Genomic DNA, 22321 nt, shown 5'->3' on the forward strand with positions numbered 1-22321 from the left:
GTGGTTAATCGCAGGCTAACCATCCCCACTGCGGCAAGAAAAAGGGCCCGTTGCAGGCAACGGGCCCAGGCAGAGTGCCGCGAACAGCGGGGGGAAGGCGGCACTAGGGAGGATTGATCGAGGAGTGCGGCCCATGCGGTTTGCGAGTGGGAAGCCTCTGGGCGGGCCAAGAGGAACACGAGCCGCACGCCACGATCAATGCAGGCAAAGAATGGGATCCGGGCGACGCGAGGGACGCCGCCCGGAAGGGAGGAATGCTAGTTGTAGGCGCGCTCGCCGTGGCTGGAGAGGTCCAGCCCGTCGACCTCGGCCGATTCGGGGACGCGGGCCCCACCGAAGATCGCCTTGACGATCATCATGGCCACGAAGGCCACGACGCCCGACCACAGGATGGCGACAACCACCGCCATGACCTGGGTGACCAGCTGGCCGCCCATGGCATAGCCCTCGGCGCCAAAGCCACCCAGGGCCGGATCGGCAACAACAGCGGTGCCGATGGCGCCGACAATGCCGCCGACGCCGTGAATGCCGAACACATCGAGGCTGTCGTCGTATTTCAGCATGGGCTTGAGGGTCACAACCGCCCACAGGCACACAAAGCCGGTCACCGCACCCAGAACGATTGAGCCAAAGGTGCCGGCAAAACCGGCAGCCGGGGTGATGGCAACAAGGCCCGCAACGGCACCCGACACAAAGCCCAGGGCCGAGGCATGGCCGCGGGTGATCTTTTCGCCCACAGCCCAGGCAATGCCGGCTGCGGCGGGAGCGGTGATGGTGTTGAGGAAGGCCTGGGCGGCAACGCCGTTGGCGCCGAGAGCCGAGCCGGCATTGAAGCCGAACCAGCCAACCCAGAGCAGGCAGGCGCCGATATAGGTGAAGACGAGGTTATGGGGCGCAATCGGCTCCTTCATATAGCCAAGGCGCGGCCCCAGCACGATGGCAGCCACGAGTGCGGCAACGCCCGAATTGATGTGCACGACAGTGCCGCCGGCAAAATCGAGCGCGCCCATCTGGAAAAAGAGGCCCGCGGCCGACCACACCATATGCGCGATCGGCAGATAGGCGAAGGTGAACCAGATCGCGAGGAAGGCCATCACCGCGCCGAACTTCATGCGCTCGGCAATGCCGCCCACGACGAGGGTCGCAGTGATGCAGGCAAAGGTGAGCTGGAACACCACAAAGATCAGCTCGGGAATGGTGCCTGAAACCGAGTCGGGGTTCACATTGGCGAGGAAGAAGTTGGAGAAATCGCCGATAAAGGCGGACAATCCGCCTTCGCTCGGCCCGGAAAAGGCCAGCGAATAACCATAAGCGACCCAGAGCAGCGCGATCATGGAAAACGCGCCGAACACCTGGGTGACGACCGACAGGATGTTCTTGGAGCGCACGAGGCCGCCATAAAACAGCGCCACGCCCGGAATGGTCATGAGGATGACCAGGAGGGTCGAAACGATCAACCAGGCCGTGTCACCGGTGTCGATCGTGGCAGCGGCCTCTTCAACGACTTCGACGGCTGGTGCCGCCGCATCCTGGGCGAAGGCCGGCAGGGCCAGCAGCAGGGAGGCAAGTGCGGCGCTCCCCAAGATTTTGGACGTCTTCATCTTCTTGTTTCTCCCGAGGACGCTTAAAGGGCAGAGGCGCCGGTTTCACCGGTGCGGATACGGGTGACGGCCAGCAGGTCGAGCACGAAAATCTTGCCGTCGCCGATGCGACCGGTCTGGGCGCTGTCGCGGATGGCCGCCGAAACGGCATCGGCAAGCGCGTCGTCGACCGCGATCTCGACCTTGAGCTTGGGCAGGAAATGGACGGCATATTCGGTGCCGCGATAGATTTCCGAATGTCCCTTTTGGCGGCCATAGCCCTTCACTTCGGTCACAGTCATGCCGTGAACATCGAGTGAATTGAGTGCCTGGCGAACCTCTTCGAGGCGGGATGGCTTGATAATAGCGATCACCAGTTTCATGCGAGCCCCTTTGCATCTTGCGCTGGTCTTGATGCCAAGCAAGACTCAAGTGCCGTGCCAACTCGATAGCTGCTCAGAAACAACAAACATTTCAGGCACTTGCCAGATCGTGCGTGAATTTCACCCGTATGCTTGAGCGCAAGTGCTCAATTAATGAGCAGGTCTGGAGGGTTTTGAGCAAATTTGCGGCGGCCTGGCGCGACCCTTGGCACTCTTGCGTTGAGGAGCCCGGCGCGTTCAATAGCCGCAATGGAGGCGTTCCCGATGAGCAAGGCTGAACAGTTCGATGTGGTGATCGTGGGCGGCGGTCCGGCGGGCTTGACCCTGGCGCTGGCCCTGTCGCGCTTTGCCCGCGGCATCCGCATCGCCCTGGTCGACCGCCGCCCGCTTGAAGTGCCGCGCGACAACCGCGCTTCGGCCATTGCCGCGAGCGTGCGCCGCGCCTGGACGGCGCTCGGCGTCTGGGCGCCCATGGCAGAGCAGGCCCAGGCGATCACCGCCATGCGCATCACCGATTCGGGTCCGGGCGATCTGTCCCGCCCCCTGTTCCTGAGCTTTGAAGGGGACGTGGCTCCGGGCGAGCCCTTTGCCCATATGGTGCCCAACCGGGTCAGCGGGCAGGCGCTGCTGGATGCGGTAGCGAGCAAGATTACCGTCGTGGCGCCGGCCAGTGTTGCCGGCCTGCAGACCAGCGCCAACTCGGCCGATCTGGTGCTCGCCGATGGGCGGATCTTGCGCGCGCCGCTGGTGGTTGCGGCCGATGGTGCGCAATCAAGCCTGCGCCAGATGAGCGGGATCGGCGTTTTTTCCCATGATTACCGCCAGACCGGGCTCGTCACCACCATCACCCATGAACTCCCCCATGACGGGGTGGCGTATGAACATTTCCGTCCCGCCGGCCCCTTTGCCAGCCTGCCGCTGCCCGGCAACCGCTCGTCGCTCGTGTGGACCGAGAAATCAGCCGATGCCCCCCGGTTCCTCGCCATGGGCAAAGAGGAGCTCGCCCGCGAAATCGAAGCGGTGATGGGCTCGACCCTGGGGACCGTCGGTGTGGACGAGGATCTGATGGGCTTCCCCCTGCGCCTGCAGCTGGCCCGCCAATTTGTCGGCCCGCGCCTGGCGCTTGTGGGCGACGCCGCCCATGTGGTGCATCCCGTCGCGGGACAGGGCCTGCATCTCGGGCTCAAGGATGTGGCGGCGCTAGCCGAAGCCGTGGTCGAAGCGATGCGGCTCGGGCTTGATCATGGCAGTCCCGCCGTGCTCGAGCGTTACCAGAGCTGGCGGCGGCTCGACACCACCGGCATGGCCCTTGTCACCGATGGCATGAACCGGCTCTTTTCGACGGACGCCCCGCCGGTGCGGGCGCTGCGCGATTTTGGCCTGGGGCTGGTGGATCGCGCCGGCCCGGTCAAGGCGATGATGATCCGCGGTGCCGCGGGCCTTTCGGCCCACGGGCCGCGCCTCCTCTCGGGCCTGCCGATCTAAGGCGCCGGCGGGCGCGTCAACGCCTTGATCTCCTCGGGCTCGATGCTGCGCGCTTCATCAAGGGCGAGCAGCGGCACGCCCTTGCGAATGGGAAAGGCCAAGCGCGCGGCCACCGAAATCAGCTCGCTCTTGTCGGCGGACAGCCTCATGCGCGTCTTGGTCAGTGGGCACACCAGCAGTTCGAGCGTGCGGCGGTCCACCACATGCCGGGGATTGACCTCGGGAACACTCAATTGAGCGGGGGCGCCGAACCGCCGGCGCCGCCGCGCGCGATCTCGTATTCGGTCATCGCGATCAAGGTTTCAGCGCGCTGCTCGAGCGTGGGGGCTTCCAGCAGCACCTGTTTTTCAGCCGCGCCATAGGGCGACACCATGCAGCAGAAATTAACGAGGTCGGCGGTGCCGGTATTGTCGATTTCCTGCCAGTTGAGCTCAATATCGGCGAAATCGGCATAATCGCGCATCATCTTGAGGAAGCGCTCGCGGTCGACCGCCCCTTCCCCCCATTGCCGGTTGAAATCGGTGGCGAATTCCTCGGCTGAAATCGTGCACTGGCGATAAGGCGTCATCACCGTCAGCTCATGGACCAGCCGGAACCGGGTGATGCCCTCAAGGATGATGAAGTAACGCCCTTCCCCGCTTTCCTCGAAATGGGTGATTCGCCCCAGGCACCCGATTGATTGCAGCGGGCTGCGACCCTTGGGGCTTTCCTCCTCGCTGTCTTCGGGCTGGATGAGGCCGATCAGGCGGTCGCCGCGCAGGGCCGCGTCCACCATTTCCAGATAGCGCGGCTCGAATACATTGAGCGGGCGGTGCGAAAAGGGCAGCAGCAGCGCGCCGCTGAGGGGAAACAGCGGCACGCTTTTGGGCAGGTCGGCGGGAGAAGCGGGGCGCTTGAGCACGAGTGCTTTCCTTTGCGTTACGAGAACAGCGCCGCCGAGAGCAGACGGCGGCCCTTGACGGTGGCGGGATCCTTGGGACCCCAGGCTTCAAAGAATTCGAGCAGCTTTTTGCGCGCGCCATCCTCGTTCCAGCTGCGGTCGCGCCGGAGCAGCGTCACCAGCGCCTCGGCCGCTTCAAGGCGCCGCCCCTCGGCATTGAGCACGACGGCGAGATCGAACCGGGCTTGGTGGTTGTCCGGATCGGCAGCGATCGCCGCTTCCAGCGTCGCCGTTTCCGACAACTCGGCCGCTTCGGCCAGGAGGCGCAGCGAATTGGCGAGCGCCGTATAGGCCTCGCCCGTGCGCGCTTCCTCGGGCACCATGTCGAGGGTGGCGCGGGCCTGGTCGGGCTCGCCCGCTGCCAGATATACCCGTGCCAGGCCAATCAGCGCGGGGGCATTGTCGGGCGCGTGCTGCACCACCATGCCAAAGATCTGCGCGGCGCGCGGCAGGTCGCCCGCTCCAAGCGCCTCTTCGGCGGCAGCGACCGCTTCGGCGATCTGGGCTTCCATCGAATCGGGAGCGGGACCGGGCGCCGGGGCCGCGGCAATCACCCGGTCGGCAAAGCGGCGCACTTCGCTTTCGGGCATCGCGCCCATGAACCCGTCCACCGGACGACCGCCGGCAAAGGCAAACACCGCCGGGATGGACTGCACGCCCAGCTGGCCGGCAATGGCGGGATGCTCGTCGATATTGATTTTGACCAGCCGGATCTTGCCGGCCTTTTCATTGACCACTTTTTCGAGCGCCGGGGTCAGCTGGCGGCAGGGGCCGCACCAGGGCGCCCAGAAATCCACCAGCACCGGCGCCTCGAGCGAGGCGTCGATCACATCGGCCTTGAACGCGGCGTCGCTGGAATTTTTTACCAGCGCTCCATTGGGAGGGACGGGCTGGCTGGCGGGGGAAGCTGTGAACGGCTGGGACATGGGAGCAAGCCTTCGGGTGCGGCAAAAAAGCAGATTGGTGTCTTCATGCCCCCGCAAACCGGCTTCTGACAAGTGTGCCGGGATATCCCGGAACACGAACTTGGCAACAAGGCCCATTTTTGCGGTTGCAAAGCGGAATGCGATTAGGCATATAGGCCGCCGTCGACCCGATGCCAAGGCAGCGTGGATGACAACGGAGCGCGGGTGTAGCTCAGGGGTAGAGCATAACCTTGCCAAGGTTAGGGTCGTGGGTTCGAATCCCATCGCCCGCTCCAAATTCTCAAGGCCGGCAAGCCTTGAGAAACAAAGGGTCCTTCGGGACCCTTTTTGTTTTTCCGGCGGTGGCAAATGGGGCGTGGTTGGAGTCCGCGGTTCCAATTCGGTTCCACAATCGGTCGGAATGGATAGGTATGACGGCAGTTGCCCAGCAGCGTGTAGCGCGTCAAACTGGATGTGGGACACTGACCGTCTACATTCTGGTTCGGATCCAGATTCCCAAGTCGAAACGTTTTCTACAATGAATTCTGCGGCTTCGAGGAATTCGTAGGAGGGTTCGTCAGCGCCTAACGGAAGCGGTTGCCCCCCGAATTTTCCCGTGTAGAGTTTGGTGCGCGTGGGGGACAATCATGCGACTAATGGCGATAGCTGCAATTTTCACGATGACGTTGCCCGTTTCGGCTCAAGAAACGCCAACTCCAGCACCGCAGGAGCCGCGCTGCTGGCTCGGCTCAACAACGTATTCGCCCGGGGTCACCATGCGAGCCTCCAATCAACGTATGCATTGTTCAGAAGACGGCATTTGGGTCGCGACTGAAGAATGGGCAGCCGGTTGCATCCGTGATGGAAAGTTCTTCGGAGTTGGCGCCGTCGAGAATGTGACCAACAACGATATGACCTTGATCTGTGATCAAGCAGGAACGTGGGCCGAGCGACGAAGGACGGATTGAGCGCGCCGATGAAAATCGTAAGGTTGCTCGTCGTCACAGCGATTGTAGTGGCCGTTGGAGGATGCCAAGTCGCTACCTCACAGGCGCAGCGCATCCAGTATGTGGAACCCACGCAAGCGCAGCAGCATGAGCTTCAAACGTTTGTTGAAGCCTATCTTTCATGCGGCAGGCGTGTCGGCGAAGAGTTAGCTGTTGAAGAACCCGATCTAGCCGCCGAGGATATAGTCCTGGTAGCCAGTGGGCGATGCAAAGCTGAGCGGGAACTGCTCGACGAAAAAGTGCTTGAGCTCGAAGGGCCTGAAATGGGGCCGAGGATGAGTAGCTTCGATACCACAAACTTCCACATCACGGTTACAAGCTCGGCTGAACGAACGCGCCGAGATATGGGCCTTTAGCTATACTGAGGCTCTGGTGATAGCTCGGGAATAGTTCGAGGCCTAGTGGATTGAGTTCCCCGCCTGTAGGCAGACTCATGAAGTCTTCCGCGTTTTCGCAAAACTGCATGCCACACCGAAGCCGACCCACGTGACGCGTCCAAGCTGGCGAAGGTCTGGCGACCGCAGTGGCCTCTGGTCGGTATTCTGCCCTAATAGTTCTCGGCAAAGCGGCGTAGGCTCGTCGAAACGAACGTGATCTTGCTGGTCCCGAGGACTTCGAATGTGGGCTACACTCGACGAAGCGATGCAAGCCCATCGTGCGCGACTATGAGCTAACCGGTTTTGTCGCAGAGGCCGGAATAAAACGCCTTTCCATTGGTCATAACAAAGCGGATCGGATCGTTCCAGACTTCGATCCGCATCATATTGAACGAGGTATCTAATCCGGGGAGGTGCGCAACTAGGTCCCAGGAACTGTCCCCAGCCCGGAGAACCACCCATTCCAGCGTCTGGCCGTTCGAAATGAAGCTGCCAGTTTCGGCATTAAATTCAAACGAGCTGTAGTCCTTGATGAACCCGTCCGCCCACCAATCTCGGACTAGCTTGCCGTTAGCGTTTACCGAACGGCCATCCGTCATTTCGCAACGGTAAGTGCCCTGGGCCTTCAAGCCACCTGGATGTGGCACCATATCAAACGTATCGGAAAAGGCTGGCGATGAAGCTGAGCACAGCAGCAATACCGAAGTTAGAATCCTGAAGTCCATGCTCACCTCCACCCCACATAATGAGCATTATAGTACGTCGCAGTAACGAGCACAATTTTGCTCGTTATGCCGCATGGATGTGCGGCGCGTCATCGGGGCGAATGTTAGGCGATACCGGCTGAAGGCTGACCTGACGCAGGCTCGCGTTGCTGAGTTGATGGGCGTAGATCGAGCTTACATAAGCGCCTTAGAACGGGGCGAGCGAAATCCCACAGCCATCAGCCTGTGGCACACAGCCGAGGCGCTTGGGGTAAGAGTCGCCAGCTTGTTCGATGAGAGCACTGAGGTTGATCTTCCTGGGCCCTCTAAACGGGCGTCCAAAAAGCTGATGTAACTCCGTACGTGTGTTCGCCTCAATGACGTCGCATCCCAGGATATCTTCCCTGAAGCCGTAAACATTGGATGTCGGAATGAAGTACGAACCTTTGGGAGACTTCCTCCGAGCCCAGCGGCCTAACACGGTCGAACTGTCGTTTTCCGACCTAGAGCGTCTTGTTGGAGCGCTCCCGAAATCGGCGTTTGCACCTCAGTTTTGGGCGAACGCTGGGGGCTTCCACCTCCAGCGTAGGACGAACTGGTTGGGCGTTGGCTATTCAGCCTTCTACCGGCCCGCCACCAGCAGCGTTCTCTTTGAGTTTGCATCGAATGCGCCCGCCGCGGCGATCGAAGCGGCAGTGCCCGAAGGCTGGTCCTTGGACGAACTCCGCACTTGCGTGGTGGCTTACTCCCACATGTTGGACGCGCAGCGGCGAGGGGAGCAGTTGAACAAGGCGGCGCTTCGACGAAGTGTTCTTCCCAATCTACGCGGACGCAGTGAGGCGTCATACGAGTTCCGCATGAGAAACATCTCTGCTGTCATGGAGGAACTAGGGCTTCCCACAGTATCGGGTTATCTGCCGGCGAAAAACCTCGGTGGCGTCAAACAGGACGTGGTTGAACTCATTGCCGAGTTGTTCGGAAAAGACTTCGACCTTGCACGGCCAACAGCTGATCCTGAGGAGTTCGAGGCGCGGGTGCTGGCCGAGAGGGTGTTACGGGCAGAGACACGCGTCGCGCTTTCTCCGCAAGGGCAACGCGAAGTGCGCCGGCGACAGATTACAACAGACCAGTTCGTGCGCGATCCAAAAGTTGTTGCGTGGGTGTTGGACGAGGCGCGCGGTGTATGTGAGGTCTGCTGCGACCCTGCTCCCTTTCAAACGCCCAGTGGGGAGCCGTATCTAGAAGTCCACCACGTAAGGCCGCTGTCGGACGGAGGACCCGACGTCATTGAGAATGCTGTGGCTTGCTGCCCTAATTGTCACCGGCGCATGCACCACGCTCATGATTCTTCGGACGCTACCCAGGAGCTTGTTAGCAGAGTCGAAAGGTTGCGAGCCTTTCCGGTACGGCGAAGCTAGTCAGCAGCCCGCGTTACTACAACGATCCCCGGATATTTCGCAGGGACGAAGCGGGTCCCCCCTCAATGGTGCTGACGTTTGCAGGGGGTGGGGGGTGCGCAAAATGCGCGCCGGGAAGGCCGCATGCACCGCTGGCCCGGAAGGCTACACCCGCCGGCAGCGCTGCACGGAGCTGCAGCGGGCGCGGCGCCATGCCTGCAGCCATGGCGTGGCCCGCCGCGTGGCAGCGGCGGGCACCGGCAGCGGCGGCTAGGGTGCAGGCGGGTGCTGCGCAGCGACGATGTTGTCAAGGGCCTTGGCGTAGCTGAAGTCAGTAGCTTCGTTCTCACCTTCGAATACCGCCCAGAAACAGCGCGTCCACCTCTCCTTGCCGTTGCGATAACGTCGCTCAAAACGAACAACACGCTTGCCGGCGAACTCGGCAAGCTTGTCTGGGCGGTTCAGCCAGAGCTCCTCAACAAATTCGCTGTCTGCGCCAATAATCGTGGTCCCTATCGCACCATCGTTCAAAATCCGGCTGCATTCGGCATCCGCCTGCCCACGCGACGGAAAGACGGTTCCAGCAATTCGAATGGCGAGTGCCTTACCCATGACGAGCCTCCGGTGCTTTTGAGGTGAAGGCCTGTTCGAGGCCCGACATTGCCAGTTCACCACCGCGTACCGCCTGGGTGTAGTGACCGAGGGTGACGTTGGCATTGGCGTGCCCCGCTAGCTTGGCAACGAGACCCACCTCGACGCCCTGCGCCTGCAAGGTCGAGATGAAGCTGTGGCGAGCAGCGTGCGGAGTTACATAGGGCAGCTTGAGCTCCTCGAAGGCGGGCACCCAGAACCGCTTGCGGTAGTTCTGGTACAGCAACGGACCACCGCCATCCTTGCGCGGCAGTGGCCAGGGTTGCAGCCGTCCCAGACCAGGGAAGACGCGATAGAGCTTGCCTTCCGTGCGAGGGCACAACAAACGCCAAGCGAGCAGCATTTCCCGCAGGCTTTGCGTCATCGGGACCTCGCGTACGCCGGCCTCGGTCTTGGTGGTTTCGGTGAGGCTGCCGTCGCGTTCCTGGATGCGCCGGATTTTGAGCACATTGCGCTCGAAGTCGACGTCCTCCCACAGGAGGCCAAGCTGTTCGCTGATGCGGGTGCCAGCCAAGAACGGGAAAGCGTAGTAGATGCCGCGATGCGGGTCGGCCTTCGCGGCCGCAATCAACTGTCCCACTTGGGCGGACGTCAGAATGCCTTTCTTTGGCTTGGAGCGGCGGCGCACGACGTTGGTGGGCAGCGACGGCGCTCGGACACGATAGTCCTCCTCGCACAAAGCCAGGATGGACTTGAGCATCGAGAGCGCCCGGTTCGCGGTATAGCGGCCAACCTGCTCCTGCACCGTCTTGTGCCAGAGGCGGATTTGCGCCGTGGTGAGTTCGTTGGCGCGCACATGGCCCAACATCTGCAGCAGCCGCGCGTCCTTGCGCGGAAGCTTACCGCAGATGGCGTATTCGGCGCGCTCCTGTGTCGTGCCTTCGAGCAGCGGGCCGGTAATTGCTTTACCTACGACGCGGTACCCGTACAGGGTCGACGCCTTCACTTGCGACGCGCGGTCGGCGAGGTAGTGTTCCGTAGCCTCGGCTACCGTGGGAGCACGGGACGGATCGACATAGGTTCCGGAGTGGACCTCGCTCATCAGCTCGGTGCGGAACGCCTCGGCTTCGCGCTTGGTCACGAACGAAGGAAGTTTGCGCTGACCCGTATGGGGATCAAGGTAGTTAGTGAACCAGCGAACTTGTTCGACTAGGCGCCCGTCCGACAGCTTACGCTTTCGGGTGCGCTTGGTAATAGTGGGATCGAATTTTTCCATGATCTAAGTACCTCTGATTGCAACTAAACTAGGAAAACACGGGCGGAATATTGGGCACAATTTTCCACGTGTCGGCGCGGGAACCACGAAGGAACCGAGCAAACTCGAAAGGCCCAGGAGCCAGTGTCAGTGAGGGTCAGAAGCCCCGTACGACGGGACCTCAGGAGTTCGACGGGCTAGCGCGGATTCCACGCCCAGCGGGGTTGAAGTCCCCGGTGGCGGGGTGGCGGCGGTGGCGTGGCGGCAGGGGGTGCCGGGGCGTGGGCACATAGCCCGACGTAACCAATACCCCCGCACCCCCGCACGCCGGCAGCGCCCACGTGACGTGCCACCGCCGCCACCCCGCCACCTAGAACGGTTGGCGAGAGTTCAACGGGCGGTCCTCTACGTAGACTTCTGGCTTGGAGCGGCTAAAACCCCGGACAGTTCGCCCCGCGACCTTGTACTTATCGGGCTTCCAACCAAGGCTCCGCATTAGGCTCGCAAGGCGCTTGGTGTGGCCGTTGTGTTGGCGCTCCACCTCAATTTTTAACACCTGTCCCAGAAGCTCGCTGGTGGACACGCGTACTTCTGCCTCAAATGCGTGTCCCTGAACCTCGGCAAGAGCTTCTAGCCACGGATCCTCCTCCAGCCGTTCTTCCTGTTCGGCAGCGGCGAGTTCCCACAGCTCAGGCGGCAAGGCGATGCTTTCCCCTTGACGCTCACGGTGAGCAGCTTCTGCCCACAATTGATCCCGATCGCGCTGCAACGCCTCGCGGTCGATTTCGGCTGTTTTGACTGGTAGGAAGCGGCGGTTACCGGTGCGGTCTTTGAGGTACTTGGATTCATTTGTGGTGCCCACGAAAATGGCTTGGCGACCGCGACGCTCCGAAAACCGGCCGTAGGACATTCGTGCTCGATCAAACTGGCGAGATGCAAACGCCTTTGTTTTCTCGGCCTCGCTCTTGCTGAGGCCCGACATTTCGCTCAACTCGTAGATCCAGACCCCCTCCATTGCCTCCATTTGCTCTTTGGAATTCAACGACAGGAGCTCATTGTCGGCATGGTTGCCTGAGCCCGCTAGGATTTGAAGTGCCGTGGACTTGCCGGTCCCCTGCTTCCCCTCGAATATCACGATGGTGTCAAACTTGACCCCTGGCTCCCGGACCCGCCGCACTGCGGCAACCAACATGATGGTCCCGATGCCCGAGTTTAGCGTCGTGTCTTCGGCGCCCAGATAAGTTGTTAGCCAGCGGTCAATGCGAGGGATGCCGTCCCAGATAAGGACATCCAGCATTTGGCGGATGGGGTGAAACGTATGCTCCAAGCAGAGTTGTGTAGCAGCATCGCGGACATGTTCCCCCCTTGGATCGAAATTGAAGTTGTCGATGATTAGCCCTCGAAGGACTGCGCAAGCGTCGTCACTGATATCGCCCTGATGTTCATCCAGTACATTTCCATTGACGACCTTGCGATGGCTGAACAAGTTATGTGCGAAGCTAAGACCAAGACGTTGGAGGGCCACGTAGGCATTTCGCATCGTTGGTTTTGGGAGGCCGGTCTTGTCGTGATCCGGCCACCCGTTCTGTACCGTTGCAAGCGCTGACCGTGCCTGCCTAAGGGCGTAGCGTTCGGGGCTCGTCTTCTCCAAAATTGACCGCGAAATGCCAAGTTTTGGGTTAGTGAGAACACCGGTGATGATGTTTTCGTCGCAGCCTGCACGAGCTAGGTCGCAGGCTGCGCGAAACACTGCCTCACTTCTCGAGCGGAAGTGCGGCGCGTCGCTATTAAACGGACGTTCCGGGTCGTCGCCATACTCGATGAGCGTTCGAGTGAATGCCGAAACCGAGGAACCCAGGCTGTCGAGATCGACGGCAGCAACGGATAACTTTTGCGCAACAAAGCCCTTTGGGCCAGCAGGAGGGGGAAACTGGCCAGACGGAAAGTCGTCGAGGGAATATTTCAGATCCAGGTTCATGCTAGACGATCCCAGCAAGCGTGGGAACACGACCGGCAGCCCGCTTCTTCGCGTTGGGCATGTTGATGGTGCCCGGCAACCGGAGCAGACGATCGATATTGTGACAGTTGTCACCACCGAGGATGGCGGCAATGTCCTTGTTGATCCGCTCGACGCGGTCGAATTCGTTCGAGGGCTCATGCAATGCCCAAATGGGCTGGTAGCCACCGCCTGAGAAAACGATCACAGTGGGCCTGGGTACAAATGCGCGAATCCTCCGAAGAGTGACCTGGTCCGCAATATCCACATCAGCGTGAAGGTAACGCACTTTGGCGATGTCCGACTTGGCGGCTTTTTTGTTGAGCAGGCCCTGACGCGGTTCGTTGATGTGGTAGTGGATGTTCGAAGTCCCTTGGCGATCATCGATCCACGTGTAGGCGTCGTTCTCCTCTGCCGGCCGGAATGTGCAGAATTCTGGGCGACCGCCATCCGGAGGGATAGCAGCCAGGTCCCAACGCTCTGGGAACATCGCCTTGAGGAACTCTATGGCCTCGTCGGTTCGCGGCTCTGGCAAGTGAAGAGCTGTGGTCATCACTCGCCTCCCTGGCGGCAGGAGTTGATGTATGCAATCACCTCTGACAAGCGAACCAGTTTGCGCTTGTTGAAGGGCGTGTAGCTGGGGATGTCGCCACGCCCCACCGCGCGCCGAAGCGCCCAACGATACACCCCAAGGGTATCGGCGGCCTCGTGTATGGAAAGTAGTTTTTCAATGCTTTGCATCATCTCTTCCTTAGAGGCGGAGATGACGGAGCCGGAAAAGAGGCTGCACAGCACATCCCCGCCCTATTGTTAAACAGGGTGGAAATGCAACCGGCCGCGCTCTGCAGATCGTTTCAACTCTGTGGAAGGGCTATCAGCCAGCTTGCACGTTAGTTGTATTGTCTGTGCACTGCAAATGAAGGCAGATCTTAACTGCGCGTCAGCATTTCTTCATCAGCTACGCCGTCAAGATTACTCAGTTTGGTCACTCGTACAAGCTGAAAGTGCGTGTTCTTGTTTTGTGGTCAGTCGGTGTTCCATTGATAGGTACACAATCGTTGCCTTGCTGGGATCGTCCAAGCGCAGGATATCTTGTCTTCGCATTGCCACCCCCGACAGCCAGGGTCGGAACTCGTTAGGCGCTCGCGCTACCACACTCTGAAAGGATACCTCTCCAATTCCCCTCGCTGTGGCGCAGGTCAACCCACTCCGGAGCGCCGTCACCTACGTCACCGCCGTCACATTGCTTCCGCGCCTGCGCGCACGTAGCCGCGGCGCCCCCTCAAACTGTTGTAGTGGGGAAATAGGTATGTAGGGTACGTATGGCGCAAGGACTTGAACAAAGCCGTGCTCTTATAGGAGTATGGCACGCCTCATCCTTGCGCTGCTTCCGCGCGCTCGCGCACGTAGTGCGCCGCGCACCAAAAAATGGAAAATGTTGAGTATAGGCGTAGCTGCTGTACGGCTAGCGCGAGGCCGTCAGCGGTCAGTCATGAGCGACGGCCTGATCGGAAGCAGCCACTCGGTTCAATTTAGATCGGCGTCGGTGCTTACTTTGAGTTTCGCAGGGTGGTGACAAGGGCTCGTTTGCCGTCTGGCCCGGTGTAGTACCAGTTGTTCCATGCGTTCTCCGTATCCGTGCCAACCCCCTTGTTCGAAAGCTGGTTGAGTGAGGGGTATCCGCCCCATGGCATTCACGGGCTCCGGTATCCGCCTCGTGGCATTCGCGGGCTGAGAGACGATGGCCTGGTTGTTTCCATGGTTGGCATATCGCATGAGTTGCTGACTTTGTTTGGTCGTTTTAGAATGAGCAACTTATGACGACTGATCTACCGGACGTTCCGATTTGGGCAAAGAAAGCTCTCCAAGGAATTACCTTTTGGATCGGGCACAGACGCTGCCTCTATGACCAATATCCGCTCGGCGAATCTGCGTTCGTGGCCGAACTCTGCAACCTCATCTATGCACACCTTGACTCCACACAGCTGCTAAGGTGCGAAGTCGCCTACAGCGAACTGGCAGGTGGGGACGACATTCTTCCCGCTGAGATATTCGGCAGAAGAGCGCGTGCGGACATCGTTATCGCGCAGAAGCCAACACGCAAAGACGGTACATCTGTGCCGCAGTTCATCATCGAAGTTAAGCGCGGCTCAGCAGCTCGACGTGAGATCGACAACGACCTTAAGAGGCTTGCTACGATCGGTGCTCACGCCCCAAACTGTCGCACCATGCTTTTCGTCATCAGCGAAGCTCGCCGACTTAATCGCTTCACTACTGATAAGGGGGTGAGCGTCCGGGGACCACATTCTATACCAGGCGAAGTCGACGGGCACTATCGCGTGAGAAAGACAGCGAAGGCCGTCCATGCGCTCTCCGTGATCGAGAGAGCTCAATATGCCTCACTGCTTGAGGTGTACCCGCAAAACTACATCAAGCCGAAGCCAGTTCGGCTAAAGAAAAAGCTAGTGAAAGCATGACAAAAAGCTACGTCGGCTGTCCAACTCTGCGTCCCGTGCCATCGATCAATTCAAGGGTGCGGCCTTCTTGGCCTTATGCCAGTAGCTATAGCTCCGAGCGAGCGGCCTCTGCTAGAGCCCTCGAGCTCATCGACCATCCATTCGTCAAGTGCCGCCGTCCTTAAGTGCCGCCATAGCCAGCGAAACATGATATCGGACGACTAGTGGAGTACGGTTCATCTAGACCTGCCCGCCAACGCCCTTAAATTTCTCCACAAAGGCGGCAATTTTCTGGAAAACGCCTTGCTTTTTGCTCAGGTATTGAGGGTTAAGCGGACTCATTTTAGGGAGAACTGCATTGAGTTCGGTGCCATTGTCGGTGGCGAACTCCCGCCTGAGCGAGGTGGTGATATAGCGGCGGGCCGCTTCAGCATTTAGGCTCTCTGAGCTGATTAGCTCCTGCGCCTCACGTCGCTGTTCAGCCTGGGCAAACGTGAAGAAGGCCTCAATTACGCTAGCCTTTTCGCCGATCTGATCAAGATCAGTTTGATTGATGAAATCCACCACCAAGCTCTCCTTGGCGCGGTTACCCAGGCTAGCACGGATCACGCGGCGCACTTCGTCCACCAAGTCAGCTTTGCTCTTGGTCTTCTTATTGTGTTCGAAGATCAGCTCTAGGATGTAATCAAGGTTGATTTCTTGCGATCGCAGCAGGTCCACCTCGAACACCACGTCGCCCCAGTCGAGGGTGGATTTTTCCTTTTCAGCGGCGACCTTTTCTTTACGCAGCCAATCGCGGATGTCGTTGTAGGTCGAGCGGTAGTCCTGCAGCTTTCGCTCGGCCGGCAACTTGATTGTTTGCAGTGCTGCCAAGTCGTCATCGCTCAAATAGCGGTTAACCTTGAACGCCTCCACCGCCGCCGGATCCTTCATGTCCACGTCTTGCATGGCCTTCAGGCTGGCAAACTCATCGAAGTTCTGCAGAACGTTCTCAACTCGAAGGTATTCGCCGAACAATTTGGCGAAGGCTTTCTTGTCAGCTTCCTTCTCGATGGCGGCGGGGTCAGGAAAGCGGCCCTCTAACTCGTCCACCACCTCCACGAAGCCGCGTCGCGCCTCACCGGTGAGTACGTCGGTGAAGCCTCCCATGTATTCCTTGTAGCCCTTCTCGAGCACCACGTTTTTCGTGTTTTTGTCACCAAATAGCGTGATGGCGTCGACAGTCGCGTGTTCAAGGTCACGGAAGGTGACGATATTGCCGAAGGTCTTAGTGGCATCAAAGATGCGATTGGTGCGTGAGTACGCCTGTATCAGGCCGTGGTAGCGAAGGTTTTTGTCCACGAACATCGTATTGAGCGTGGGAGCATCGAAGCCGGTGAGGAACATGCCCACCACAATCAGGAGATCGACTTCCCCCGCCTTTACCTGCCTCGCTAGATCACGATAGTAATTCTGGAAGCCGTTGCTATCAACGCTGAAGTTGGTCTTGAACAATGTGTTATAGTCGGCAACAGCGGCGCTCAAAAATTCTTTAGCGCTGCTGTTCATGGCCGACACATCAAAACTTTCGTCCTGGATGTCGCCGATTGCATCCTGCTCTTCGTTGGCGGCGAAAGAGAAGATCGTGGCCACTCGCAAAGGTCTCTCTTTGCCTTTCTGCAACTCCCTAAAGGACTCGTAGTACAACTTGGCCGCGTCAACGCTGCTCACCGCAAACATTGCGTTGAAACCCTTATTGCCCGGTTGCAGGCGATGCGTCTTCTGACGGAAGTGGTCCAGGATGTACTGGCTGATTTCGTGAATGCGGTCCGGGTGCAACAGAACCTGTTTGTTTTCCGCCGCGCTTAGCTTCTTCTCGTCCTGCTCGGATTCGACGGCCTTGAACTGCGGACGCACATCGTTGTAGTCCACCTTGAACTTCAGCACTTTCTCGTCGCGGATTGCGTCGGTGATCACATAGGAGTGCAACTCGCGGCCAAAGACGCTGGCGGTGGTGTCCGCACCCAGCGCGTTCTGAGGGAAGATCGGCGTGCCGGTGAAGCCGAACTGGTAGTATTTCTTGAACTTCTTCTTGAGGTTCTTCTGGGCCTCGCCAAACTGGCTGCGGTGGCACTCGTCAAAGATGAACACGACCTGCTTGTTGTAGATGGGCAGGTCGCCCTCGCTCTTCATCAGGTTGTTGAGCTTCTGTATGGTCGTGACGATGATCTTGTTGTCGTCTTTTTCCAGATTGCGCTTGAGGCCGGCGGTGGAGTCCGAACCGTTCACGCTGTCCGGGGAGAAGCGCTGGTATTCCCTCATAGTCTGGTAGTCCAGATCCTTGCGGTCGACCACGAAGAACACCTTGTCGATGAAGTCCAACTCGGTGGCCAGACGCGCCGCCTTGAAGCTGGTCAGGGTCTTGCCTGAACCTGTGGTGTGCCAGATGTACCCGCCGCCTTCTGGCTGGCTCCAGCTCTTAGCGGCATGGGCGCTCTTGATCTTCCAGAGGACGCGTTCGGTAGCGGCGATCTGGTAAGGCCGCATCACCAGCAGTGTGTCGCTGACGTCGAACACCGAGTAATGCAGCAGCACGTTGATCAACGTATGCTTCTGGAAGAAGGTGGCGGTGAAGTCCTTTAGATCCTTGATCAGACTGTTGTCTGCCTTCGCCCAATTCATGGTGAAGTCGAAGCTGTTCTTGTCGCGCCGAGTCGTGTTGGCGAAGTAGCGGCTGTCGGTGCCGTTAGAGATCACAAATAGCTGCAGGTATTTGTACAGAGAATTCTCGCTGTTGAAACTCTCCTTGCTGTAGCGATGCACTTGGTTGAAAGCCTCGTGGATTGCTACGCCGCGCTTCTTCAGCTCCACCTGTACCAGCGGCAGACCATTGACCAGCACCGTCACATCGTAGCGATTGGCATGGCTACCACTTTGCTCGAACTGCTTAATCACCTGCACCTTGTTGCGGGCGATAGTCTTCTTGTCCAGCAGGTAGATGTTCTGGATGTGTCCGTCGTCGAACACGAAGTCGTGGATGTAATCATCGTGGATCTTGCGGGTTTTCTCAATGATCCCGTCGCTGGGCTTGTCCAGGTAGGTCTCCACGAAGCGCAGCCACTCGCCGTTGGAGAATTGCACGGCGTTTAGCTCCTGAAGCTGCACACGGACATTGGCCAGGAGAGCCTCGGGCGTGTTTAGGCTGGGCAGGAACTCATAGCCCTGATTGACGAGATCCTGGATGAATTCCTGCTCCAGCGCGCTCTCGCTCTGGTAGCCCTCCGCGGCATTCAACTCGCGGGCGTACTTGTCGAGCACGATGAAGTTGTTAGACTCCGCGATGGCTTTCGTCTGCTCAATCAATCCCTGGGCCCTATTTCCAATAACCGTAATTGTTAATCAGGTTCTCTAGTAACAACTTTACGGTCTGTTTTTCCTGCGGCGTCGGGTCGCGTACTTGGTCGATTGAAATTGATGAATGGCTAAAGGTGTTGATCGTCCGAACATAGGCCTCTTTACTACCTGTGGCTGAGCTCAATAGATCACCCCACTGATTGTGCCCTAGAAAACCTGCGGTTTTCTCATATAGATTGCGCAGCAAAGTGAAGTGATATCGCTCGACCTTATCTTCGGCGATCGCCTGTTCCAGAACCCTCCGCAAGTGCAGATGATAGGAAAAGCTCTTGTTTGAATCGCCGTATTTCGTGTTGAGATTAAATGTTCCATCCACCAGCCGTTCAAGCAGGTAACACCCTTCATTGGCTGGGTTTTTCTTCATACCCAATTCGTTGTGCAGCACGTTGTAGAACAGTGGGCTGTGCGTCGTGATGGCGAACTTGAGTTGAGAAGGGGCTCGCGTAATCAGCTCCGCCAGATCGACAGCCATTTGGATGAGATGGTTCTCATCTAGAGAGCTGACAGGGTCGTCGATGAACACATATTCCAGCTGATCGAACTCATTGGTTTCACGATCGCCACGTTCTGGCACGTTCAAAACCCCGATCACCTGCTCGAGCAGCGTATAGAAAATGCTCCAGATGAAGTTGCTTTCTTCACCCTTGGAGATTTTCAGATTCCCCGAATGTGTATCGTCACCGCGCTCGATCGAGAAGGTGACCTCCGAGAAGGCTTTCACGATGACCTCCCCGAATATATCGTCCTTGCGCTCTTCATTGAAGCGCGGTGTGAGCTTGTCATTGGTGTAACGCTGAAACGTCGCAATGATGTTCATGTCCTGACCTTGATCCTTCAGCACCCAATCCGTGAAGGTGTTGGGCTGGATCTTCAGTCTTGGCTCGGCATCGCCCACTAAATCATTATCCCAATAGAACAGGTCTTCGGTAAAGGCGTTGTAGTAGAGGATCTTGTTGCGCGACAGCTCTGGCTGCTCGGCCTCGACATCGCCTTCGTTGCCGTTGGGCGCAATCAAGCGCTTGAACTCTCGCGAAAGACGCGTCTTGCCCGAGCCGTTGAAGGCATAGATCAGTTGCACCTTCTTGTTGGCGTCTTTCAGCTGCTGGGCGATCTCGGTCAGCGTTTTGCCCATGTCAGATCGCCACTTCTTACGGTTTGGGGAAGCTCAGCAGGCGATCGCGGTAGTACGCGTATTGCTGCTGGCGCATCGCGATCTCGCGCGGCAGGCCTTCGCTGAGGGAACTCGTCAAAGCATCGAATTTGTCCAAGATGCCTGCAATGCGCTCCTGTTCTCTCAATTTGGGGAACGGGACTTTTAAGCTTTTTAGAAGGCCACCTGTAACCAGCGGTTGCCCCCCGCCCACTGCGTACTGATTCAAATTCATGTGTGTTAGCTGATGGAAGGCGAAGCGGATATTCCACTTATCAGTGGGACGAAGTACGAGTGTGTTGTCAGATACGTCAAATTCGCCCGTAACAGCATTCACCAGCCCGGCATTGGCGCCAACGCGAGCAACCAGAATTACATCTCCGGAGTACGCTGCATCATTAGTATAGCCAATAGGTCCCGTCGATCCGTAGACCGGAATGACACCCTCTGAAGACCGAATTTTGTTGCGCCCCGACGCAATACTTTTGGTTGCCTCGCCCAGCGTCCTCCACTCCACTTTGCGGTCTTCAAACCGCAGCAGTTGGTCACGATAGTAGGCGTATTGCTTTTTGCGGGCGGTAAGCTCGGCGGTAAGCTCGGCGGTAAGCTCGGCGGTAAGCTCGGTGAAAGTGTCCAGTATGCGGACGATTTCGGCCTGGATGGCCAGCGATTTTTGCGGGTTGTCTGGGCAGGGGATGGGGATTGCGAACTTGTCGGTATCCGGAGTTGCAATCTGTGGCATTTGCATTTTGCCACCAATGTTCTGAAAGTGTGGTTCATTCAACTTCAGAAAATGGTAAGCATATTTTATGTTAATTGCTGTATTTTTCGAGTAATATGACCACATTTCATTCTTGTGTGAGAACGGTTTGCTGTAATACTCAAACTCAATAATCCCACGAGACTTGACGATAATTGAAGGTTCTCGATTTACATCTTTTTTCGGTATGTCATCAAAATCAACGAAGGCAACGGTTTTCCCGCCCGCAAAGATTTTTACTGGCGCTCCATCTTTGTGAAGCTCCTTCATTTGTCCAGCGGTGATCTTTGTTCCTTTGGTCCTAACAAGTACGTCCCCCAGCGCCTTCCACTCCACCGCCACCCCATCCAGCAGTCGGTCTAGGTAGTCCATCCCGCTCATGCCTGCGGCTCCACGCCCTCGATCTCGGCGACGATGGCGTCGATCTCCCTACGCAGTTGGTCGATGCGGGCAACGGTGGTTTCCAGTTCAGCGTTGAGCGCGGCGATGTCCACCACTTCGCGGGTGTCCCTGGCTTCCACATAGCTGGAGACCGACAAGTTGTAGTCGTTGCCGGCGATACGCTCCAGCGGCACCGAGCGAGCGAAGTGGTCCACGTCGGCCTTGCTGTCGAAGGCCTGCATGATCTGCTCGATGTGCTTCTCCAGCAGCACGTTGTTGTTGGTTTCCTTCTTAAACAGACCGCTGGCATCGATGAACTGCGTGTGGGTGTCGGTCTTGTTCTTGGCCAGCACCAGGATGTTGACGGCGATGGTGGTGCCGTAGAACAGGTTGGGCGCCAGCGCGATCACCGTTTCCACGTAGTTGTTGTCGATCAGATACTGGCGGATCTTCTGCTCGGCGCCGCCGCGATAGAAGATTCCGGGGAAGCAGACAATGGCGGCGCGGCCCTTGCTGGAGAGATAGCTGAGCGCGTGCAGTACGAAGGCAAAGTCAGCCTTGGACTTGGGCGCCAGAACACCGGCCGGCGCGAAACGATCATCGTTGATCAGGGTGGGGTCGTCGCTGCCGATCCACTTTACCGAATACGGTGGGTTGGAGACGATGGCATCGAACGGTTTGTCGCCGCCGAAATGTGGCTCGATTAGAGTGTTCCCAAGTTGCACATTGAACTTGTCATAGTTGATGTTGTGCAGAAACATGTTCATGCGCGCCAGGTTATAGGTTGTGTGGTTAATCTCCTGGCCGAAAAACCCGTCCTCGATTACATGGGCGTCAAAATGCTTTTTGGCTTGCAGCAGCAGCGAGCCGGAACCGCATGCCGGGTCGTAGATCTTATTGACGCTGGTCTGCTTGTGCATTGCCAGTTGAGCGATCAGCTTGGACACATGCTGCGGGGTGAAGAACTCGCCGCCAGACTTGCCGGCATTGGCGGCGTAATTGGAAATTAGGAACTCGTAGGCATCCCCAAACAGGTCGATATGGGCGGCATCGAAGTGGCCGAAGTCCAGTCCTGCCACGCCCTTCAGTACGGCAGCCAAGCGGGCGTTCTTATCCTTGACCGTATTGCCCAGGCGGTTGCTGGTGGTGTCGAAATCGGCGAATAGGCCCCTAATGTCGTGTTCGGAGGGGTAACCGTTGGCCGAGGCTTCAATTGCGACGAAGATGCCTGCTAGATCGGTGTTCAGTTTCTCATTGCTATGGGCCTTGGCGACGACATTGGCGAACAACTGGCTGGGATAGATGAAGTAACCCTTGGTCTTGATCGCATCGTCCTTGATCTCCGCCGTGATTACACTGTCGGCCAGCTCGGCATAGTTGATGCTCTCGTCGCCGCCTTCGATGTAGCTGGCGAAATTTTCACTGATGAACCGGTAGAATAAGGCGCCGAGCACGTACTGTTTAAAATCCCAGCCGTCGACCGCACCACGCACCTCATTGGCGATTTGCCAAATCTGACGTTGCAGGGCGGCGCGTTGTTGGGTGCTGGTCATCATTAGAT

At 58.3% G+C, this 22321-nt stretch carries 20 protein-coding genes and 1 tRNA gene; 6 read left to right on the forward strand and 15 right to left on the reverse strand.

Features of this window, described 5'->3' with window-relative positions:
- Positions 1 to 257: 257 nt before the first annotated feature.
- Both AC3YOG_RS03725 and AC3YOG_RS03730 read right to left on the reverse strand, forming a co-directional pair.
- Positions 258 to 1601 carry an ammonium transporter gene (locus tag AC3YOG_RS03725; protein ID WP_172121792.1) on the reverse strand — a complete coding sequence of 448 codons (1344 nt, stop codon included), beginning with the start codon at positions 1599 to 1601 and terminating at the stop codon, positions 258 to 260.
- A gap of 23 nt (positions 1602 to 1624) precedes the next feature.
- The gene (locus AC3YOG_RS03730; RefSeq protein WP_127755093.1) at positions 1625 to 1963 is read right to left on the reverse strand and encodes a P-II family nitrogen regulator; all 339 of its coding nucleotides are present in this window, start codon (positions 1961 to 1963) and stop codon (positions 1625 to 1627) included.
- 264 nt (positions 1964 to 2227) lie between these two features.
- On the opposite strand from AC3YOG_RS03730, the gene AC3YOG_RS03735 reads away from it, so the two are divergent.
- Complete coding sequence (locus AC3YOG_RS03735) at positions 2228 to 3448, forward strand: FAD-dependent monooxygenase (RefSeq protein ID WP_489934118.1); 1221 nt, start codon at positions 2228 to 2230, stop codon at positions 3446 to 3448.
- Here AC3YOG_RS03735 and AC3YOG_RS03740 read toward each other — a convergent pair.
- Genes AC3YOG_RS03740 through AC3YOG_RS03750 form a run of 3 tightly spaced genes read right to left on the reverse strand, consistent with a single transcriptional unit; the run spans position 3445 to position 5314 of the window.
- Entirely contained in the window at positions 3445 to 3651 is a 207-nt protein-coding gene (locus AC3YOG_RS03740) for a Trm112 family protein (protein ID WP_489934548.1), read from the reverse strand. The genes AC3YOG_RS03735 and AC3YOG_RS03740 overlap by 4 nt on opposite strands.
- 26 nt (positions 3652 to 3677) lie before the next feature.
- A complete protein-coding gene (locus AC3YOG_RS03745) occupies positions 3678 to 4349 on the reverse strand; it encodes an LON peptidase substrate-binding domain-containing protein (RefSeq protein ID WP_489934119.1) in 672 nt (223 codons plus the stop codon).
- 17 nt (positions 4350 to 4366) lie between these two features.
- The gene (locus AC3YOG_RS03750; RefSeq protein WP_489934120.1) at positions 4367 to 5314 is read right to left on the reverse strand and encodes a tetratricopeptide repeat protein; all 948 of its coding nucleotides are present in this window, start codon (positions 5312 to 5314) and stop codon (positions 4367 to 4369) included.
- A 200-nt stretch (positions 5315 to 5514) separates the two neighbouring features.
- On the opposite strand from AC3YOG_RS03750, the gene AC3YOG_RS03755 reads away from it, so the two are divergent.
- Positions 5515 to 5589 (forward strand) — tRNA-Gly (locus AC3YOG_RS03755).
- A 680-nt stretch (positions 5590 to 6269) separates the two neighbouring features.
- Positions 6270 to 6656: a hypothetical protein gene (locus tag AC3YOG_RS03760; RefSeq protein WP_489934121.1), complete on the forward strand. Its 387-nt coding sequence runs from the start codon at positions 6270 to 6272 to the stop codon at positions 6654 to 6656.
- Between the two features lie 314 nt (positions 6657 to 6970).
- Here AC3YOG_RS03760 and AC3YOG_RS03765 read toward each other — a convergent pair whose 3' ends face one another.
- The gene (locus tag AC3YOG_RS03765) at positions 6971 to 7402 is read right to left on the reverse strand and encodes a hypothetical protein (protein ID WP_489934122.1); all 432 of its coding nucleotides are present in this window, start codon (positions 7400 to 7402) and stop codon (positions 6971 to 6973) included.
- Positions 7403 to 7475: 73 nt separating this feature from the next.
- Between AC3YOG_RS03765 and AC3YOG_RS03770 the strand changes: the two genes are divergently transcribed.
- Together AC3YOG_RS03770 and AC3YOG_RS03775 are read left to right on the forward strand one after the other, a co-directional pair.
- Positions 7476 to 7736, forward strand: a complete 261-nt coding sequence (locus tag AC3YOG_RS03770) for a helix-turn-helix domain-containing protein (RefSeq protein WP_489934123.1) — start codon at positions 7476 to 7478, stop codon at positions 7734 to 7736.
- Between the two features lie 76 nt (positions 7737 to 7812).
- A complete protein-coding gene (locus AC3YOG_RS03775) occupies positions 7813 to 8799 on the forward strand; it encodes an HNH endonuclease (protein ID WP_489934124.1) in 987 nt (328 codons plus the stop codon).
- A gap of 249 nt (positions 8800 to 9048) precedes the next feature.
- On the opposite strand, the gene AC3YOG_RS03780 is transcribed toward AC3YOG_RS03775, so the two are convergent.
- The 5 genes from AC3YOG_RS03780 to AC3YOG_RS03800 all read right to left on the reverse strand — a co-directional run bounded on the left by AC3YOG_RS03780 (position 9049) and on the right by AC3YOG_RS03800 (position 13361).
- Entirely contained in the window at positions 9049 to 9390 is a 342-nt protein-coding gene (locus tag AC3YOG_RS03780; protein WP_489934125.1) for a DUF3223 domain-containing protein, read from the reverse strand.
- Entirely contained in the window at positions 9383 to 10645 is a 1263-nt protein-coding gene (locus AC3YOG_RS03785) for a tyrosine-type recombinase/integrase (protein ID WP_489934126.1), read from the reverse strand. The genes AC3YOG_RS03780 and AC3YOG_RS03785 overlap by 8 nt, the downstream gene beginning before the upstream one ends.
- A gap of 349 nt (positions 10646 to 10994) precedes the next feature.
- A complete protein-coding gene (locus AC3YOG_RS03790; RefSeq protein WP_489934127.1) occupies positions 10995 to 12602 on the reverse strand; it encodes a virulence-associated E family protein in 1608 nt (535 codons plus the stop codon).
- A 1-nt stretch (position 12603) separates the two neighbouring features.
- A complete protein-coding gene (locus tag AC3YOG_RS03795) occupies positions 12604 to 13173 on the reverse strand; it encodes a DNA-primase RepB domain-containing protein (protein WP_489934128.1) in 570 nt (189 codons plus the stop codon).
- Positions 13173 to 13361: a hypothetical protein gene (locus AC3YOG_RS03800; RefSeq protein ID WP_489934129.1), complete on the reverse strand. Its 189-nt coding sequence runs from the start codon at positions 13359 to 13361 to the stop codon at positions 13173 to 13175. The genes AC3YOG_RS03795 and AC3YOG_RS03800 overlap by 1 nt, the downstream gene beginning before the upstream one ends.
- A gap of 1076 nt (positions 13362 to 14437) precedes the next feature.
- Here AC3YOG_RS03800 and AC3YOG_RS03805 point away from each other — a divergent pair.
- Positions 14438 to 15097, forward strand: a complete 660-nt coding sequence (locus AC3YOG_RS03805; protein ID WP_489934130.1) for a hypothetical protein — start codon at positions 14438 to 14440, stop codon at positions 15095 to 15097.
- A 219-nt stretch (positions 15098 to 15316) separates the two neighbouring features.
- On the opposite strand, the gene AC3YOG_RS03810 is transcribed toward AC3YOG_RS03805, so the two are convergent.
- The 4 genes from AC3YOG_RS03810 to AC3YOG_RS03825 are packed head-to-tail and all read right to left on the reverse strand — an operon-like array spanning position 15317 to position 22313.
- Entirely contained in the window at positions 15317 to 18418 is a 3102-nt protein-coding gene (locus AC3YOG_RS03810) for an HsdR family type I site-specific deoxyribonuclease (RefSeq protein WP_489934131.1), read from the reverse strand.
- 10 nt (positions 18419 to 18428) lie between these two features.
- Positions 18429 to 19601, reverse strand: coding sequence for an AAA family ATPase (locus AC3YOG_RS03815; protein ID WP_489934132.1), 1173 nt, complete (start codon positions 19599 to 19601; stop codon positions 18429 to 18431).
- Between the two features lie 16 nt (positions 19602 to 19617).
- Positions 19618 to 20760, reverse strand: a complete 1143-nt coding sequence (locus AC3YOG_RS03820) for a restriction endonuclease subunit S (RefSeq protein ID WP_489934133.1) — start codon at positions 20758 to 20760, stop codon at positions 19618 to 19620.
- Complete coding sequence (locus AC3YOG_RS03825; RefSeq protein WP_489934134.1) at positions 20757 to 22313, reverse strand: type I restriction-modification system subunit M; 1557 nt, start codon at positions 22311 to 22313, stop codon at positions 20757 to 20759. Before AC3YOG_RS03825 ends, AC3YOG_RS03820 begins: the two co-directional genes overlap by 4 nt.
- Positions 22314 to 22321 lie beyond the last annotated feature (8 nt).

Source organism: Devosia sp. Z6_126, from assembly GCF_058133495.1.

Excerpts from the sequence above, each read along its gene's own strand:
- AC3YOG_RS03800 (WP_489934129.1), bottom strand. The coding sequence starts at position 13,361 with ATGCAAAGCATTGAAAAACTACTTTCCATACACGAGGCCGCCGATACC.
- AC3YOG_RS03765 (WP_489934122.1), bottom strand. The coding sequence starts at position 7,402 with ATGGACTTCAGGATTCTAACTTCGGTATTGCTGCTGTGCTCAGCTTCA.
- AC3YOG_RS03825 (WP_489934134.1), bottom strand. The coding sequence starts at position 22,313 with ATGACCAGCACCCAACAACGCGCCGCCCTGCAACGTCAGATTTGGCAA.
- AC3YOG_RS03760 (WP_489934121.1), top strand. The coding sequence starts at position 6,270 with ATGAAAATCGTAAGGTTGCTCGTCGTCACAGCGATTGTAGTGGCCGTT.
- AC3YOG_RS03775 (WP_489934124.1), top strand. The coding sequence starts at position 7,813 with ATGAAGTACGAACCTTTGGGAGACTTCCTCCGAGCCCAGCGGCCTAAC.
- AC3YOG_RS03750 (WP_489934120.1), bottom strand. The coding sequence starts at position 5,314 with ATGTCCCAGCCGTTCACAGCTTCCCCCGCCAGCCAGCCCGTCCCTCCC.
- AC3YOG_RS03735 (WP_489934118.1), top strand. The coding sequence starts at position 2,228 with ATGAGCAAGGCTGAACAGTTCGATGTGGTGATCGTGGGCGGCGGTCCG.
- AC3YOG_RS03785 (WP_489934126.1), bottom strand. The coding sequence starts at position 10,645 with ATGGAAAAATTCGATCCCACTATTACCAAGCGCACCCGAAAGCGTAAG.
- AC3YOG_RS03805 (WP_489934130.1), top strand. The coding sequence starts at position 14,438 with ATGACGACTGATCTACCGGACGTTCCGATTTGGGCAAAGAAAGCTCTC.
- AC3YOG_RS03795 (WP_489934128.1), bottom strand. The coding sequence starts at position 13,173 with ATGACCACAGCTCTTCACTTGCCAGAGCCGCGAACCGACGAGGCCATA.
- AC3YOG_RS03725 (WP_172121792.1), bottom strand. The coding sequence starts at position 1,601 with ATGAAGACGTCCAAAATCTTGGGGAGCGCCGCACTTGCCTCCCTGCTG.
- AC3YOG_RS03770 (WP_489934123.1), top strand. The coding sequence starts at position 7,476 with ATGGATGTGCGGCGCGTCATCGGGGCGAATGTTAGGCGATACCGGCTG.
- AC3YOG_RS03820 (WP_489934133.1), bottom strand. The coding sequence starts at position 20,760 with ATGAGCGGGATGGACTACCTAGACCGACTGCTGGATGGGGTGGCGGTG.
- AC3YOG_RS03730 (WP_127755093.1), bottom strand. The coding sequence starts at position 1,963 with ATGAAACTGGTGATCGCTATTATCAAGCCATCCCGCCTCGAAGAGGTT.
- AC3YOG_RS03790 (WP_489934127.1), bottom strand. The coding sequence starts at position 12,602 with ATGAACCTGGATCTGAAATATTCCCTCGACGACTTTCCGTCTGGCCAG.
- AC3YOG_RS03815 (WP_489934132.1), bottom strand. The coding sequence starts at position 19,601 with ATGGGCAAAACGCTGACCGAGATCGCCCAGCAGCTGAAAGACGCCAAC.
- AC3YOG_RS03780 (WP_489934125.1), bottom strand. The coding sequence starts at position 9,390 with ATGGGTAAGGCACTCGCCATTCGAATTGCTGGAACCGTCTTTCCGTCG.